This is a genomic window from Actinocrinis sp., assembly GCF_035946395.1.
Lineage (GTDB): Bacteria > Actinomycetota > Actinomycetes > Streptomycetales > Catenulisporaceae > Actinocrinis.
Genome location: NZ_DASYZI010000106.1, coordinates 1 through 14,891 on the forward strand (window position 1 = coordinate 1; position 14,891 = coordinate 14,891).

Sequence of the window (14,891 nt, forward strand, 5' to 3'; positions counted from 1 at the left end):
CTCCGCGTCCGTCTCCAGGACCTCGTCGATCTCGTCCAGGACGTCGTCGACGTCCTCGGACAGCTTGGCGTGACGGTCCTTCAGGTCGCTGGTCTCGTCGACGAATTCCTCGTCGGTTTCCTCGGTGTGCTTGGAGGCGCGCTCCTGCCCGCCGGTGTCTTTGGCTGCCACGGTGACCACCCGCCCTCTCTCGCGTAGAGACACTGTCGTGCCAGGTTTCTGCGACGCCTCCGGGCCGTAGCCGGGACCGGAGGCCCGATGATCAGACACTACGCCGTACAACCGACAAGCGGGGGCGATAATTCGGTTCCACGGAGGAGGCCGGCCCTCGGCCTTTGATCACAGCTTCCCCATGCCTGCACGGTTCACACGTTCGGACGCTGTGGGCGAACTCGGCCGTATTCGGGAACGTGGACAGACGCCGGAGCGTTCCGCGCCGAGCCGCAGAGCGCCATCGAACACGCGTCATGACAGCGCACCGCGCCACAGCGCGAGACGTTCAGTCAGCTGCCGGTGATCTCGCGCACCAGGTCGGCAGCCGTGCGGCAGCGGTCGATCAGCGCCTCGACGTGCTGCTTGGTGCCGCGCAGCGGGTCGAGGGTGGGCACGCGTTGGAGGGACTCGCGGTCCGGCAGGTCGAAGATGACGCTGTCCCAGGAGGCCGCGGCGACCGAGTCGGCGTACTTGTCCAGGCAGCGGCCCCGGAAGTAGGCGCGGGTGTCGGTCGGCGGCTGGTCCACCGCCCGGCGGATCTCCTCGTCCGTGGTGATCCGCTCGAACCGGCCGCGCGCGGCCAGCCGCTGGTAGAGGCCCTTGGCGGGGCGCACGTCGGCGTACTGGAGGTCCACCAGGTGCAGCCGGGCGTTGTCCCAGTCGACCTTGTCCCGCTTGCGGTAGCCCTCCAGGATCTCCAGCTTGGCGACCCAGTCCAGCTCCCGGCTCAGCGACATCGGGTCGGTCTCCAGTCGGCCGAGCACCGACTCCCAGCGGTCGAGCACGTCGCGGGTGACCTCGTCCACGTCGGTGCCGTACTTGTCCTCGACGTACTTGCGGGCCTGCTCGAAGTACTCCATCTGGAGCTGAACCGCCGTCAGCTTGCGCCCGGAGCGCAGGGTGACCAGATGCTTGAGGCCCGGGTCGTGGCTGACCTCGTGCAGCGTCCTGACCGGCTGGTCCACCGAGAAGTCCACCGACATGAACCGGTCCTCGATCATCGCCAGGACCAGGCTCGTGGTGCCCATCTTGAGGAACATCGAGACCTCGGAGAGGTTCGCGTCGCCGATGATGACGTGCAGGCGGCGGTAACGCTCCGGGTCGGCGTGCGGCTCGTCGCGGGTGTTGATGATGGGGCGCTTGAGCGTCGTCTCAAGGCCCACCTCGACCTCGAAGTAGTCGGCGCGCTGGGAGATCTGGAAGCCGTGCGAGCGGCCGTCCTGGCCCAGGCCCACCCGGCCGGCCCCGGCGACCACCTGGCGGCTGACGAAGAACGGGGTCAGGTGCCGCACGATGTCCGCGAACGGCGTGGTGCGGGCCATCAGGTAGTTCTCGTGCGAGCCGTACGAGGCACCCTTGTTGTCCGTGTTGTTCTTGTACAGGTTGATCGGCAGCGAACCCGGCACGGTGGCGGCGTGCCGCGCGGCCTCCGCCATGATCCACTCGCCGGCCTTGTCCCAGATCACCGCGTCGCGTGGGTTGGTGACCTCGGGGGTGGAGTACTCCGGGTGCGCGTGGTCGACGTAGAGCCTGGCGCCGTTGGTGAGGATGACGTTGGCCAGGCCGGAGTCCTCGTCGGTCAACTGGCTGGCGTCGGCCAGTTCGCGGGCCAGGTCGAAGCCTCGGGCGTCGCGCAGCGGGTTCTCCTCCTCGAAGTCCCAGCGGGCGCGCCGCGCCCGGTGCATCGCGGTCGCGTAGGCGTTGACGATCTGGGAGGAGGTGAGCATCGCGTTCGCGTTCGGGTGCCCCGGCACCGAGATCCCGTACTCCGTCTCGCTGCCCATCACTCGCTGTACGCTCATGACGACAAGCCTATGCCGCCGCGCGAGCGATCGGGACCAAGTACGGGCACGAGTTCTCCCCGGGTCGAGTCGGTACAGGACACCGCCGAGCCGGCCGGCGCGCGTACGGCGCCGACCGGCGGCACGATCACAGGTACTGGCCGGTGTTGCTGACCGTGTCGATCGAGCGACCCGTCTCAGCACCCTTCTTCCCGGACACGAGGGTGCGGATGAACACGATCCGCTCGCCCTTCTTGCCGGAGATGCGGGCCCAGTCGTCCGGGTTGGTGGTGTTCGGCAGGTCCTCGTTCTCCTTGAACTCGTCCACGCAGGCGCCCAGCAGGTGGGAGACGCGCAGGCCCTTCTGCCCGTGGTCCAGGAAGTCCTTGATCGCCGACTTCTTCGCCCGGTCCACGATGTTCTGGATCATCGCGCCGGAGTTGAAGTCCTTGAAGTAGAGGACCTCCTTGTCCCCGTTCGCGTAGGTGACCTCAAGGAAGCGGTTCTCGTCGGTCTCCGAGTACATCCGCTCCACGGCGCTCTGGATCATCGCGCCCACGCAGGCGGACTCGTCGCCGCCGTGCTCCTTGAGGTCGTCCGGGTGCAGCGGGAGCGTGGTGGTGACGTACTTGGAGAAGATGTCCTTCGCCGCCTCGGCGTCCGGCCGCTCGATCTTGATCTTGACGTCCAGGCGGCCGGGCCGCAGGATCGCCGGGTCGATCATGTCCTCGCGGTTGGAGGCGCCGATGACGATGACGTTCTCCAGGCCCTCCACGCCGTCGATCTCGGAGAGTAGCTGGGGCACGATCGTGTTCTCCACGTCGGAGGACACGCCCGAACCGCGGGTGCGGAACAGCGAGTCCATCTCGTCGAAGAAGACGATGACCGGGGTGCCCTCGCTGGCCTTCTCGCGCGCCCGCTGGAAGACCAGGCGGATGTGCCGCTCGGTCTCGCCGACGTACTTGTTCAGCAGCTCGGGGCCCTTGATGTTGAGGAAGTAGCTCTTGCCCTTGTCCTGGCCCTTGATCTCGGCGACCTTCTTGGCCAGCGAGTTGGCCACGGCCTTGGCGATGAGCGTCTTGCCGCAGCCGGGCGGGCCGTAGAGCAGCACACCCTTCGGCGGGCGAAGCTCATGCTCACGGAACAGGTCGGCGTGCAGGTACGGCAGCTCCACGGCGTCGCGGATCTGCTCGATCTGGCCGCTGAGCCCACCGATGTCGGAGTAGTCGATGTCCGGGACCTCTTCGAGCACCAGCTCCTCGACCTCGGACTTCGGCACCCGCTCGTAGACGTAGCCGGAGCGCGGTTCAAGCAGCAGCGCGTCGCCGGCCCGGATGACCTTGTCCAGCAGCGGCTCGGCGAGGCGCACCACGCGCTCCTCGTCGGTGTGGCCGATGACCAGGGCCCGCTCGCCGTCCTCAAGGAGCTCCTTGAGCATGACGATCTCGCCGACCCGCTCGTAGCCCATGCCGGCCACGATGTTCAGGGCCTCGTTGAGCATGACCTCCTGGCCGGGCCGCAGCTCGGCCAGTTCGATGTTCGGCGTGACGGTCACCCGCAGCTTGCGGCCGCCGGTGAAGATGTCGGCCGTGCCGTCCTCGTTGGCCTCCAGGAAGACCCCGAAGCCGGAAGGGGGCTGGGCGAGCCGGTCGATCTCCTCCTTGAGCGCGACGATCTGGTCGCGCGCGTCCCGGAGGGTGGCGACGAGGCGCTCGTTCTGCGCCGTGAGCCCGGCGACCGTGGCCTGGAGCTCGGCGACCCGCTCCTCCAGCGCCCGTCCGCCCCTGGGGGCCTCGGCCAGACGGCGGCGCAGCACGGCGATCTCCTGCTCTAGATACGCGACCTGGGCCATCGGATCGGCCTCGGGACCGTTCGGTCCGCCACCGCGCCCGGACCGGGACCCGGGAGCGCGCATGGGCTTGTCGTCTTCGTGGGCTGGCACGGTCCTCACCTCCTCGCGGAGTGTTGCGACGTTACGACCCTACCTGGAGTGCGCCCGGCCCAAACCGAAGACTCGCTTGCGGCTCGGGGACCGGCGATTCCGGGGACACCGCGTGGCCCCGCAGCCACCTCGGTCGTCCCCCGCTGTGTCGGCAACACTGCCATCAACACGATTCCCCCTTCAGTGCTCGTTCATGTGGCACGGCGGGTACCCGTTCGGATCAGCGTGCCGACTCTCGTCGGGCGTGATCGGCTGCGGGACTCGATCATTACTCCCCCGTCCTGCGACTGTCCATGCCTATTGCGTCTCATGCCTATTGGAACTGTGCGCCATACGCCCGGGACACTCGCTTATCACCTGACCGGTTCGACTTGTTAGGGTCGTTTGGTAGGTGACAACGACATGGGGATGGTTGGCGTTCCGGATGAGCGGCGAAAAGCTTGAAGTATGGATCGACCAGGACCTGTGCACCGGTGACGGACTGTGCGCGCAATACGCCGCAGACGTGTTCGAGCTCGACATCGACGGGCTCGCGTACGTGAAAGACGCAGACGGCGCGTTACAGAGCGCGACGGGGGCGCGGGTGCCGATTCCGGGGGATCTGATACTGAATGTGATCGACTCCGCCAAGGAGTGCCCCGGTGAATGCATTCATGTGCGCCGGGTGAGCGACGGCGCGATGGTCGCAGGCCCCGACGCCGAATAGGCGCCGCCAGAGCGCCTTGGCTCGACCCAATGCGACTTCTGCGGCGCCTTGGCCGCCCTGGCGGTTCAGGGCAGTTCGCCGCGGCGGGCCAGGCGCGCTTCAAGAGCGGCCGCGCGAGCCTCTCGGTCGTCGCCTGCTGCTTCCATGTCCGCCGACCACGTGTCCTCGGGCTCGGCCTCGACGCCCTTGGCGGGACGGCGGCGGCGCGGCGGCAGGTCGACGCCGTCGGCGATCCGGCGGGCGGTGACCAGGAAGCCGGTGTGTCCGATCATCCGGTGGTCGGGGCGCACGGCGAGGCCCTCGACGTGCCAGGTGCGCAGCAGGGTCTCGGTGGCCTCGGGCTCGGCGAAGCGGCCGTGCTCGCGCAGCGCCTCGACGATGCGCGAAAGTTGCGTGGTGGTGGCGACGTAGCAGATCAGGACGCCACCGGGGACGAGCACCTTGGCGACTGGGTCGACGCATTCCCAGGGCGCGAGCATGTCGAGCACGACCCGCTCCACCTCGTCGGGGCGGATGGACGAGGCCAGGTCGCCGACGGTGAGCGTCCAGGCGGGGTGGTCGCCGCCGAAGAAGGTGCGGACGTTCTTGGCGGCGATCTTGGCGAAGTCCTCGCGCCGCTCGTAGGAGTGCACCGCGCCGTAGTCGCCGACCGCGCGCAACAACGAGCAAGTCAGGGCGCCGGAACCGACACCCGCCTCCAGGACGCGGGCGCCGGGGTGAATATCACCCATAGCGACGATCTGCGCGGCGTCCTTGGGGTAGACGACGGCGGCGCCACGCGGCATCGACAGCACGTAATCGGAGAGCAGCGGACGCAGCGCGAGATAGTCCATGCCACCCGTGGAGCGCACGACGGTGCCCTCAGGCCGGCCGATGAGCGCGTCGTGCTCGAATGAGCCTTTGTGAGTGTGGAACTGCTTGCCCGCTTGGAGCGGGAACGTGTGATGGCGTCCCTTGGTGTCGGTCAGCTGGACCAGGTCACCGGGCTTGAATGAGCCGCGGCGGTGCTCTGCGCCGTGCGGTGCTCCAGGGGTTTCACTCACGGGCGCGAGTCTACCTGCGGAAAGCAGGTACCAATGGATGGACAGTCGCCGGGCGTCAGCCGTGCAGGAACGCGTGCTCGACGTCGGCCGCGGCCAGCACTCCGTAGATCGAGCCGCCGGGCTCGGTGACGAGGTACTCGGGGGCGGGAGCGGCACGCAGGGCGGCCAGCAGGCGCTCCCCGCCGAGGTCGGTGGTCAGCGTCATCCCCGGGCGCAGGGAGCGGGCCAGCGAGCCGACCTGTATCCACGGATGGCGCTCGGGGGGCGTGGCGGTCACGGACGCCTCGTTCACGATCGCGGTCGGCCGTCCGTCGTGGTCCACGACGACGACGGCGCGGGCACCCGCGACGGCGGCGCGCCGCAGGGCCTCGGACAGCGGCAGGTCGGCGCTGACCGGGATGGCGCGACGAGTCAGCGCGCGCGTCTGGAGCCGCGGGACGCGGTCGCGCAGTTTGGCGACGGTGAGCGACTGGCTCGCGCCGATCCAGATGAACGAGGCGATGAACGCGGCCCACATGATGGTGTACAGGTCGGCCCCGGCGTCCGCCTGCCCGCGGCTCTGCCAGATCGAGGCGAACAGCACGACCACGGCCAGGGCGCGGCCGGTCCAGGCCGCGGCCACGGTGCCGGTCATGGCCTTCTTCGTCACCGCCCAGACGGCCGAGCGCAACACCCGGCCGCCGTCCAGGGGCAGTCCCGGCAGCATGTTGAACACGCCGACCACCAGGTTCGCGCTCCAGGTCGCGAAGACCAGGTACATGGCGACCAGGAGCGCGGTCGAGGACTGGTCGCTGGTGGCGGGCAGCGCCTCCCAGATGCCCCAGAACGCCCCGGCCAGGACGAAGGACAGGGCGGGCCCGGCGACCGCCACGGCGAACTCCTGGCCCGGGGACTCGGGCTCCCGCTCGATCTCCGAGACCCCGCCGAGGAAGTAGATGACGATGCGGCGCACCGGCAGTCCGAAGTGCTTGGCCACCACCGAGTGGGCCAGCTCGTGCAGCAGCACGGAGAGATAGAGCAGCACGGCGAAGCTGAAGGCGACCAGGTAGCGGCCGTCGCCGAGCCGGTCGCCGAGCCGGGTGTGGTTGAACTGGTCGCCGAAGTAGAGGGTGATGAAGGCGGCGATCAGGAACCAGGTCGGGGACACGACGATCGGGATTCCGAAGGGATGGCCCATGGCCAGTCCTCCGCCGGAGGGTCGCGTCCCGCCGGCCGGTGGTGTCTGGTCCGGCTTGCCGGAGGGTCCGCCCTCGTTCGGATTCGTGTCGCTCACATAGGCGATGCTACGTGGATACTGCGCCGGGGGCTGTGCAGGGCCTTCTTTGTCGGTGCTCTGAGCTATGGTTCCGCCATGGAAGGCACTGTCGCGGGAGCTACGGAAGAGGCGCTGATCGGCGAGACGGCGCCGGAGAGGCTGCCCGGGACGGCGAGGACGGTGACAGTGCCGGGGCCGGCGCCAGAGCTGACAGGGGCGCAGCAGGACGGGACAGGGACGATCCCTGCGCCCATGCTCCCGGAGGACGTCGACTACGGCGGCACGAAGTCCGGCGCGCTGTTCGACGTCGACGTGCCGGTAAGGCTGCCTTCGGCGATCTCACCGTCCCGCGCCGGGGACTTCATGCAGTGCCCGCTGTTGTTCCGGCTTCGGGTCGTGGACCGGGTGCCGGAGCCGCCCAGTTCAGCCGCGGCGCGCGGCACGCTGGTGCACGCGGTGCTCGACCGGCTCTTCGACCTGCCCGCCGGTGGGCGCACGCCGCAGGAGGCCGCGGCGCTGATCCAGCCCGAGTGGGAGCGGCTGCTGGCCAAGGAGCCGGGACTCGGCAGTCTGTTCGGCACGCCGCAGGAGCTGACCGAGTGGCTGGCCTCGGCGAAGTCGCTGCTGGGCAAGTACTTCACGCTGGAGGACCCGAACCGGCTGGAGCCGGCCGAGCGGGAACTGTTCGTGCACGCGGCTGTCGGCGAGGGTGAGGACCGCCTCGTGCTGCGCGGCGTGGTCGACCGGCTGGATATCGCGCCGAACGGGCTGCTGCGGGTCGTGGACTACAAGACCGGGAAGGCCCCGCCGTCCGGGCACGAGGCGAAGAACCTGTTCCAGATGAAGTTCTACGCGCTCGTGCTGTGGAAGGTGCGCGGCGTGGTGCCCAAGCGGCTCCAGCTGATCTTCCTGGGCAGCGGGAACGTGCTCACCTACGACCCGGACGAGCAGGATCTGCGCGGCGTGGAGCAGAAGATCACCGCGGTCTGGGCGGCGATCCGCACGGCCGCGCAGCGGCAGGAGTGGCCGGCCAGCCCGTCACGGCTGTGCGACTGGTGCTCGTTCAAGCCGACCTGCCCGGCGCACGGGGGCGAGGTGCCGCCCGCGCCACAGGTCGAGTTCGTTCCGGCGCCCTGACGCGGCCTGAATCGAGCGGCCCGAAACGGCCCGAAACGGTCAACGGCCGCGGGTGGCCAATAGTCTCAGGCCGCTGCGGGTCCGTCGATACCGTCAGCGGCTTCAGCGCTGTCCATTTCGGCACGGGCCGATCCGGCCCCGCTCAAGTCCTCGGCCTCATCGGCGCCCACGGCGTGGACGATGTCCCCGGTGTCATCGACTTGCACTGTGCCACCGGCTTGCACTGCGCCACTGACTTGCACTGCGCCATCGACATGCACCGTGCCGCCGACATCCTCCGCGGCGAACAGGCCGCGCAGCGTCGCCAGGCCGACGTCGGCGAGCGAGTCGGCCAGCGTTATCCGCGGATGCGGGTCGATCGAGGATCCGCGCGGGATGGCCAGGACCCGGCAGCCGGCGGCGGCTCCCGACCGGGAGCCGTTCGGGGAGTCCTCGATCACGACGCAGTGCGCCGGGTCGACGCCGAGCAGCCGAGCGGCCGTCAGATAGGGCTCGGGATGCGGCTTGCCCCGCACGACATCGTTCCCTGAGACGGTCAGCCGGAAGTGGTGCGCGCCGATCGAGTCGAGGCAGGCCTCGACGATGCGGCGGGACGAGGCGGTCACCAGCGCGGCCGGGATCCCGGCCGCGTCCAGCTCGGCGAACAGCTCCTTCGCCCCGGCGACCGGCTCGATGCCCTCGCCGAGCCGCTCGACCATCGCGAGTTCGATCCGCTCGTTGAGCTGCCCGGGGGTCAGCGGGGCACCGCTGACGTCGAGCAGGTACCGCACGGCGACGTCGTTGGGCTGCCCGAGCACGTGGGCCCAGTGTTCGCGGCCGAGCGCGAAGCCGTACTCGCCGAGGGTGGCGATCTCCATGTCGAACCAGAGGGGTTCGGAGTCGATCAGGGTGCCATCCATGTCGAACAGCACGGCCGCCGGGAGTTCCGGCGCTGTGGGAATCGGCGCTGCGGGATTCGGCACTGCGAGTATCTGCGGTGGGTGTATCGGCGTCGGGGGTATCGGCAAGGTTCTGCTCCGCTCTGGCACCGCGCGCGCTGGTGTCGGGGCGTCGGATCGTATCAGGTGATATCAGGTGTTGAAGTACTTGGCCTCGGGATGGTGCACCACGATGGCGTCGGTGGCCTGCTCGGGGTGCAGCTGGTACTCCTCGGAGAGGGTGACGCCGATCCGCGAGGGTTCGAGCAGTTCGACGATCTTCGCCCGGTCCTCCAGGTTCGGGCAGGCTCCGTAGCCGAGCGAGAAGCGGGCGCCGCGGTACTCAAGCTTGAGCATCCCGTCGATGGTCGCCGGGTCCTGTCCCGCGAAGCCGAGTTCGGCGCGTACCCGAGCATGCCAGTACTCGGCCAGCGCCTCGGTCAGCTGGACCGAGAGCCCGTGCAGTTCGAGGTAGTCGCGGTAAGCGTTGGCCTCGAACAGCTTCGCGGTCTCCCCGGAGATCCGGCCGCCGACGGTGACCAGTTGGAGGGCGATCACGTCCGTCTCGCCGCCCTCCTGCGGGCGGAAGAAGTCGGCCAGGCACAGGTGCCGGTCGCGCCGCTGCCGGGGGAAGGTGAAACGGGTGCGCTCCGCGCCGCGCTCGTCGAGGACGATCAGGTCGTCGCCCTTGGCCACGGCCGGGAAGTAGCCGTAGACCACGGCGGCTTCCAGCAGGTTCTCGGTGTGCAGCCGGTCGAGCCACATGCGCAGCCGCGGGCGGCCCTCGGTCTCGACGAGTTCCTCATAGGAAGGCCCGCCCTGCGGGCCGCGAGTGCCGCGCAGTCCCCACTGGCCGAGGAAGGTGGCGCGTTCGTCGAGCCAGGAGGCATAGTCGGCCAGCTGGATGCCCTTGATCACGCGGGTGCCCCAGAATGGCGGGGTGGGCACCGGGTTGTCGGTGGCGACGTCGGAGCGGGCCGGCATGTCCTGCGGCGCCGTGGCGATCAGCGACCCTTGCTGAGCGATGCGGCGCTTACGCAGATCGGGCAGAGCAGCCCCGGGTGCGCCGGTCTTGACCGCGGCGACCGCGTCCATCAGCCGCAGTCCCTCGAAGGCGTCGCGGGCGTAGCGCACCTCGCCCTGGTAGATCTCGGCGAGGTCCTGCTCGACGTAGGGGCGGGTGAGCGCGGCGCCGCCGAGCAGCACCGGCCAGCGGGCGGCCACCCCGCGCTGGTTCATCTCCTCCAGGTTCTCCTTCATCACCACGGTGGACTTCACCAGCAGGCCGGACATGCCGATGGCATCGGCCTCGTGCTCCTCGGCGGCCTGCAAAATGGCGGAGATCGGCTGCTTGATGCCGAGGTTGACGACTGTGTAGCCGTTGTTGGTGAGGATGATGTCGACCAGGTTTTTTCCGATGTCGTGCACGTCGCCCTTGACCGTCGCCAGCACGATGGTGGCCTTGCCGGAGGAGTCGGCCTTCTCCATGTGCGGTTCGAGGTGGGCGACCGCGGTCTTCATCACCTCGGCGGACTGGAGGACGAACGGCAGCTGCATCTGGCCGGAGCCGAACAGCTCGCCGACCGTCTTCATGCCCTCCAGCAGGACTTCGTTGACGACCTCCAGGGCGGGGCGGAAGGTCAGCGCCTCGTCGAGGTCCGCTTCGAGCCCTTGCCGCTCGCCGTCCACGATGCGCCGCTGCAAGCGTTCGTCGAGCGGGAGCGCGGCCAGTTCCTGGGCGCGAGTGGCCTTCGCCGAGGCGGTGGAGACACCCTCGAACAGCTCCAGGTACCTGGTGAGCGGGTCGTAGGCGGGCTCGTCGGCAGCCGCCGGGCGACGCCGGTCGTAGACCAGGTCGAGCGCGGTTTCGCGCTGCTCGTCCGGGATGCGCGAGATCGGCTGGATCTTCGAGGCGTGCACGATCGCGGAGTCGAGGCCGGCCTCGACGCACTCGTGCAGGAACACCGAGTTGAGCGCCTGGCGGGCGGCCGGGTTCAGGCCGAAGGAGATGTTCGAGAGGCCGAGGGTGGTCTGCACCTGCGGATGCCGCCGCTTGAGCTCGCGGATCGCCCCGATGGTCTCCAGGCCGTCGCGGCGGGACTCCTCCTGGCCGGTGGCGATGGTAAAGGTCAGGCAGTCCACCAGGATCGAGGACTCCGGCACGCCCCAGTTCGAGGTGAGGTCCGCGATCAGCCGCTCAGCGATCGCGACCTTGTGCTCGGCGGTGCGCGCCTGGCCCTGCTCGTCGATGGTCAGCGCGATCACCGCCGCGCCGTGCTCGGCCACCAGCGTGGCGATCCGGGCGAAACGGGATTCGGGGCCGTCCCCGTCCTCGTAGTTGACCGAGTTGACGACCGCGCGGCCGCCGAGCAGTTCGAGCCCGGCCTGTAGCACGGCGGGTTCGGTGGAGTCGAGCACGATCGGCAGCGTGGAGGCGGTGGCCATCCGCCCGGCGACCTCACGCATGTCGGCGGCGCCGTCCCGGCCGACATAGTCCACGCACAGGTCGAGCAGGTGCGCGCCGTCCCGGATCTGCGCGCGGGCGATCTCGATGCAGGCAGCCCAGTCCTCGGCCAGCAGCGCCTCGCGGAAGGCCTTGGACCCGTTGGCGTTGGTGCGCTCGCCGATGGCCAGGAAGGAGGTCTCCTGCCGGAACGGGACGGTCTGGTAAAGCGAGGAGGCGCCGGGTTCGGGCTTGGGCGAGCGCTGGACGACCTCGCGCCCGCGCACCCGCTCGACGACCTGGCGCAGGTGCTCGGGCGTGGTGCCGCAGCAGCCGCCGACGAGTGAGAGCCCGTATTCCCGGGTGAAGCTGTCGTGCGCGTCGGCCAGTTCGGACGGGGTGAGCGGGAAGTGGGCGCCGTCGCGGCCGAGAATGGGCAGGCCCGCGTTGGGCATGCAGGACAGGCCGATACGCGCCTGCTTGGCCAGGTAGCGCAGGTGTTCGCTCATCTCGGCGGGCCCGGTGGAGCAGTTGAGGCCGATCAGTTCGACGCCCAGCGCTTCGAGGCTGGTCAGCGCGGCGCCGATCTCCGAGCCGAGCAGCATGGTGCCGGTGGTCTCGACGGCGACCTGCGCGAAGACCGGCAGGTCGACTCCGGCGGCCTTGAGCGCGCGGCGGGTGCCGATGATCGCGGCCTTCATCTGCAACAGGTCCTGGCTGGTCTCCACCAGCAGCGCGTGCACGCCGCCCGCGATCAGGCCGGCCGCTTCCTGCTCGTACCCGTCGCGCAGGGCGGCGTAGGGCAGGTGGCCGAGGCTGGGCAGCTTCGTGCCGGGGCCGATGGATCCGATCACCCAGCGCGGCCGGTCCGGCGTGCTGTAGCCGTCGGCGACTTCGCGGGCCAGCCGGGCGCCGGCTTGCGACAGTTCGTGGATGCGGTGCGCGATGTCGTACTCGCCGAGTGCGGTCAGGTTCGCGCCGAAGGTGTTGGTTTCCACGCAGTCGACGCCCACCGCGAGGTACGCGTCGTGCACGGAGCGGATGATGTCCGGGCGGGTCGCGTTGAGGACCTCGACGCAACCTTCCAGCCCCTCGAAGTCGTCGAGGGTCGGGTTCTGGGCGTGCAACATGGTGCCCATCGCCCCGTCAGCGACGACGACGCGCTCGGCCAGCGCTCGGCGGAGTTCCGCCGCGGTGGAGACCATGGGCAGTCCTTTCCATCGGGATGGAGCTCGTGCACTTCGCTCATCAAGGGTACCGACGAGCGTGCGCTCGGCGGCGAAGCGTCTCACGGGCGTAGTCTGAGAGCGGCGCGCGCCAAGTGCGCATCGCCTGGCAGTGAGTTTGTTCCGGCAGTGAGTTTGCTGAGTCTGTTTCGGTGTATGGGATCGTGTACTGCCTTGGGCGTCCGCGCGCAGGGCCTGAGGACGAGGAGGCGCGGGTGATCGAGCTCGAGGAGCTGCCCGAGCTGGTCGACCCGGTGATGGTCGCGGCGTTCGAGGGGTGGAACGACGCCGCCGATGCCGCGTCCAACGCGGTCCGGCACCTCGCCGAAGTGCTCGACGCGGATCTGTTCGGCGCGATGGATGCCGAGGATTACTACGATTTCCAGGTCAACCGGCCGGTGCTGGCGCTGGATGACGAGGGCGAGCGGGAGATCGTCTGGCCGACGACCCGGTTCTCGGTGGCCCGGGTGCCGGTGGCGAACCAGCGTCCGGGTACGTCCGAGGCGGCATACCGGGACGTGGTGCTGGTTCACGGCATCGAGCCGAACATGCGCTGGCGTTCGTTCTGCGAGGAGCTGTTCGACCTGGCCCGTGATCTCGGGGTGACCACGATCGTCTCGCTCGGCGCGCTGCTGGCGGACGTGCCGCACACCAGGCCGGTGCCGGTCAGCGGCTCGTCGAGCAATGAGGACTTGCAGGGCTCGCACGGGTTGGACAAGCCGACGCTACAGGGCCCGACCGGTATCAACGGGGTGCTACAGGAGATGGCACGGCACGAAGACATCGACCTGGTCTCCTTCTGGGCGGCGGTGCCGCACTACGTGGCGCAAGCCCCGTGCCCGAAGGCGACGCTGGCGCTGATCCGCCGGATCGAGGACGTGCTGGACCTGACGATCCCGCTCGGCGAGCTGCCGGAGGAGGCGCGCGCCTGGGAAACCGGCGTCGACGAGTTGGCGGCGGAGGACGCCGAGGTCGCCGAGTATGTCCGCACCCTGGAGGAGGCGAAGGACACCGCCGAACTGCCCGAGGCCAGCGGCGAGGCCATCGCCCGGGAGTTCGAGCGCTACCTGCGCCGGCACGAGCGCCGCCGCCGCGGCGGAGGTGACGACGGCCCAGCGTGACGACGCCTGATGTGACGACGCCCGGCGTGGCGGCCGTACGTCACACTTCGGCGGCACGTCCCGTTCGATTGCATGTCCGCTTGCGCCGCACCTCTGCTCAGCCGTACGTCCGGTGCCGCACTTCTGCTTCTCTGCTTCGGTCATGCACTGCCAGTCCCAGTGTGGCGACCGCGCCCCGCGTCGCCGGACAGGATATAAGTCTTCGATCATAAAGCTCCAGGCATGAGACACCGGATATGAGACTCTGAGTAGGCAGTTTCGGTATGACAGCGCCGCTCCGGTATGACGGCGCGCTCGGGTGTGACAGTGCCCCGCTGCCCCGGCACGACCGCCCGGTGGCCTCGCCCCGGCGTCAGCCCTCGTACTCGAAGGGATTGAGCAGACGGACCCCGGTCCGCTCGAAGTCCTTCACGTTGCGGGTGGCGACAGTCCAGTCCCGCGAGAGCGCCTGCGCCGCGATGAGGGCGTCCGCGTGCGGCAGCTTTCCGTCGATTGTGATCCTGCCCCAGGTGAATGCGTCTTCGAGATTCACCGGCAGCAGACGATCCCCGAACGAGTAGGTGTCGATGAGCTCGTCGAGCCACAGGTCCAGGCGCTGCGCCGCGGGGAGGTTGATCCGCGCCTGCTTCTGAATGCCCCGGCGCAACTCTCCGATGACGATGACGCTGGTGTGCAGGCGGTGGTCGGGCACGGCGTCCAGCCAGGCGAGCACTCGCGGATTGGGCGTGCGCCGGTACATCTCGGACAGGATGTTGGTGTCGAGGACGTACATCGCTCGCTCCTAGTCCCAGTCGTCGAAGATGTTGAGGTCTTCCTCGGTCGTATAGTCCCGCTGCCGCTCGTTGAGCAGTTCGATGAACGAGTCCTCCAGTTTCGGGCCGTTCAACAGCCACTCCTTGAACGTCTTCGGCCTCGACGCCGGATGCAGGCGGTGGTACTCCTCGATGTCGATCACGACTGCGATCTCCTCCCCGTGCTTGGTGACGAACTGCGGGCCCTCTGACTGGACGGACCGGATCAGCTCACTGAATCGCTGCTTGGCCTCCTGGATCTGCCAGTGCGCGTCTTCCTTGGTGGCGGCCATCGCGTTCCTCCCGAATCCGTCCC

The 14,891-nt window shown here is 69.1% G+C and carries 12 protein-coding genes; 3 read left to right on the forward strand and 9 right to left on the reverse strand.

All coding sequences use genetic code 11. From position 1 onward, the window contains the following. The 3 genes from VGS97_RS29450 to arc all read right to left on the reverse strand — a co-directional run. Positions 1 to 171 (reverse strand): ubiquitin-like protein Pup (locus tag VGS97_RS29450; protein ID WP_349262016.1); only part of this gene is annotated, 171 nt, incomplete at its 3' end. 332 nt (positions 172 to 503) lie between these two features. Then, on the reverse strand, positions 504 to 2,015 hold the full coding sequence (gene dop, locus VGS97_RS07055) for a depupylase/deamidase Dop (RefSeq protein ID WP_326852431.1): 1,512 nt from the start codon (positions 2,013 to 2,015) through the stop codon (positions 504 to 506). Between the two features lie 127 nt (positions 2,016 to 2,142). Then, entirely contained in the window at positions 2,143 to 3,909 is a 1,767-nt protein-coding gene (arc, locus tag VGS97_RS07060; RefSeq protein WP_349262017.1) for a proteasome ATPase, read from the reverse strand. 451 nt (positions 3,910 to 4,360) lie between these two features. Here arc and VGS97_RS07065 point away from each other — a divergent pair, with 451 nt between their 5' ends. After that, positions 4,361 to 4,642, forward strand: coding sequence for a ferredoxin (locus VGS97_RS07065; protein WP_349262018.1), 282 nt, complete (start codon positions 4,361 to 4,363; stop codon positions 4,640 to 4,642). Positions 4,643 to 4,707: 65 nt separating this feature from the next. On the opposite strand, the gene VGS97_RS07070 is transcribed toward VGS97_RS07065, so the two are convergent. Together VGS97_RS07070 and VGS97_RS07075 are read right to left on the reverse strand one after the other, a co-directional pair. Further along, positions 4,708 to 5,685: a tRNA (adenine-N1)-methyltransferase gene (locus tag VGS97_RS07070; protein ID WP_326852434.1), complete on the reverse strand. Its 978-nt coding sequence runs from the start codon at positions 5,683 to 5,685 to the stop codon at positions 4,708 to 4,710. 55 nt (positions 5,686 to 5,740) lie between these two features. Continuing rightward, positions 5,741 to 6,958 (reverse strand): site-2 protease family protein, encoded by a 1,218-nt coding sequence (locus VGS97_RS07075; RefSeq protein ID WP_326852435.1) that lies wholly within the window; start codon positions 6,956 to 6,958, stop codon positions 5,741 to 5,743. 78 nt (positions 6,959 to 7,036) lie between these two features. Here VGS97_RS07075 and VGS97_RS07080 point away from each other — a divergent pair, with 78 nt between their 5' ends. Further along, positions 7,037 to 8,077 (forward strand): PD-(D/E)XK nuclease family protein, encoded by a 1,041-nt coding sequence (locus VGS97_RS07080; RefSeq protein WP_326852436.1) that lies wholly within the window; start codon positions 7,037 to 7,039, stop codon positions 8,075 to 8,077. Between the two features lie 65 nt (positions 8,078 to 8,142). On the opposite strand, the gene VGS97_RS07085 is transcribed toward VGS97_RS07080, so the two are convergent. Together VGS97_RS07085 and metH are read right to left on the reverse strand one after the other, a co-directional pair. Next, positions 8,143 to 9,039, reverse strand: a complete 897-nt coding sequence (locus VGS97_RS07085; RefSeq protein ID WP_326852437.1) for an HAD family phosphatase — start codon at positions 9,037 to 9,039, stop codon at positions 8,143 to 8,145. A gap of 108 nt (positions 9,040 to 9,147) precedes the next feature. Then, positions 9,148 to 12,642: a methionine synthase gene (gene metH / locus VGS97_RS07090; RefSeq protein WP_326852438.1), complete on the reverse strand. Its 3,495-nt coding sequence runs from the start codon at positions 12,640 to 12,642 to the stop codon at positions 9,148 to 9,150. A gap of 236 nt (positions 12,643 to 12,878) precedes the next feature. On the opposite strand from metH, the gene VGS97_RS07095 reads away from it, so the two are divergent. Continuing rightward, positions 12,879 to 13,784, forward strand: coding sequence for a PAC2 family protein (locus VGS97_RS07095; protein WP_326852439.1), 906 nt, complete (start codon positions 12,879 to 12,881; stop codon positions 13,782 to 13,784). 352 nt (positions 13,785 to 14,136) lie between these two features. Here the strand turns inward: VGS97_RS07095 and VGS97_RS07100 are convergent, their stop codons facing one another. Both VGS97_RS07100 and VGS97_RS07105 read right to left on the reverse strand, forming a co-directional pair. Then, positions 14,137 to 14,556, reverse strand: coding sequence for a type II toxin-antitoxin system VapC family toxin (locus tag VGS97_RS07100; RefSeq protein WP_326852440.1), 420 nt, complete (start codon positions 14,554 to 14,556; stop codon positions 14,137 to 14,139). A gap of 9 nt (positions 14,557 to 14,565) precedes the next feature. Continuing rightward, positions 14,566 to 14,891, reverse strand: a 326-nt coding sequence (locus VGS97_RS07105) for a type II toxin-antitoxin system Phd/YefM family antitoxin (protein WP_326852441.1), incomplete at its 5' end; no start/stop codon positions are given.

What these genes read in the sequence shown, in the direction of transcription:
- dop (WP_326852431.1), bottom strand. Translation starts at nt 2,015, where the DNA reads ATGAGCGTACAGCGAGTGATGGGCAGCGAGACGGAGTACGGGATCTCG.
- arc (WP_349262017.1), bottom strand. Translation starts at nt 3,909, where the DNA reads ATGCGCGCTCCCGGGTCCCGGTCCGGGCGCGGTGGCGGACCGAACGGT.
- VGS97_RS07065 (WP_349262018.1), top strand. Translation starts at nt 4,361, where the DNA reads ATGAGCGGCGAAAAGCTTGAAGTATGGATCGACCAGGACCTGTGCACC.
- VGS97_RS07080 (WP_326852436.1), top strand. Translation starts at nt 7,037, where the DNA reads ATGGAAGGCACTGTCGCGGGAGCTACGGAAGAGGCGCTGATCGGCGAG.
- metH (WP_326852438.1), bottom strand. Translation starts at nt 12,642, where the DNA reads ATGGTCTCCACCGCGGCGGAACTCCGCCGAGCGCTGGCCGAGCGCGTC.
- VGS97_RS07100 (WP_326852440.1), bottom strand. Translation starts at nt 14,556, where the DNA reads ATGTACGTCCTCGACACCAACATCCTGTCCGAGATGTACCGGCGCACG.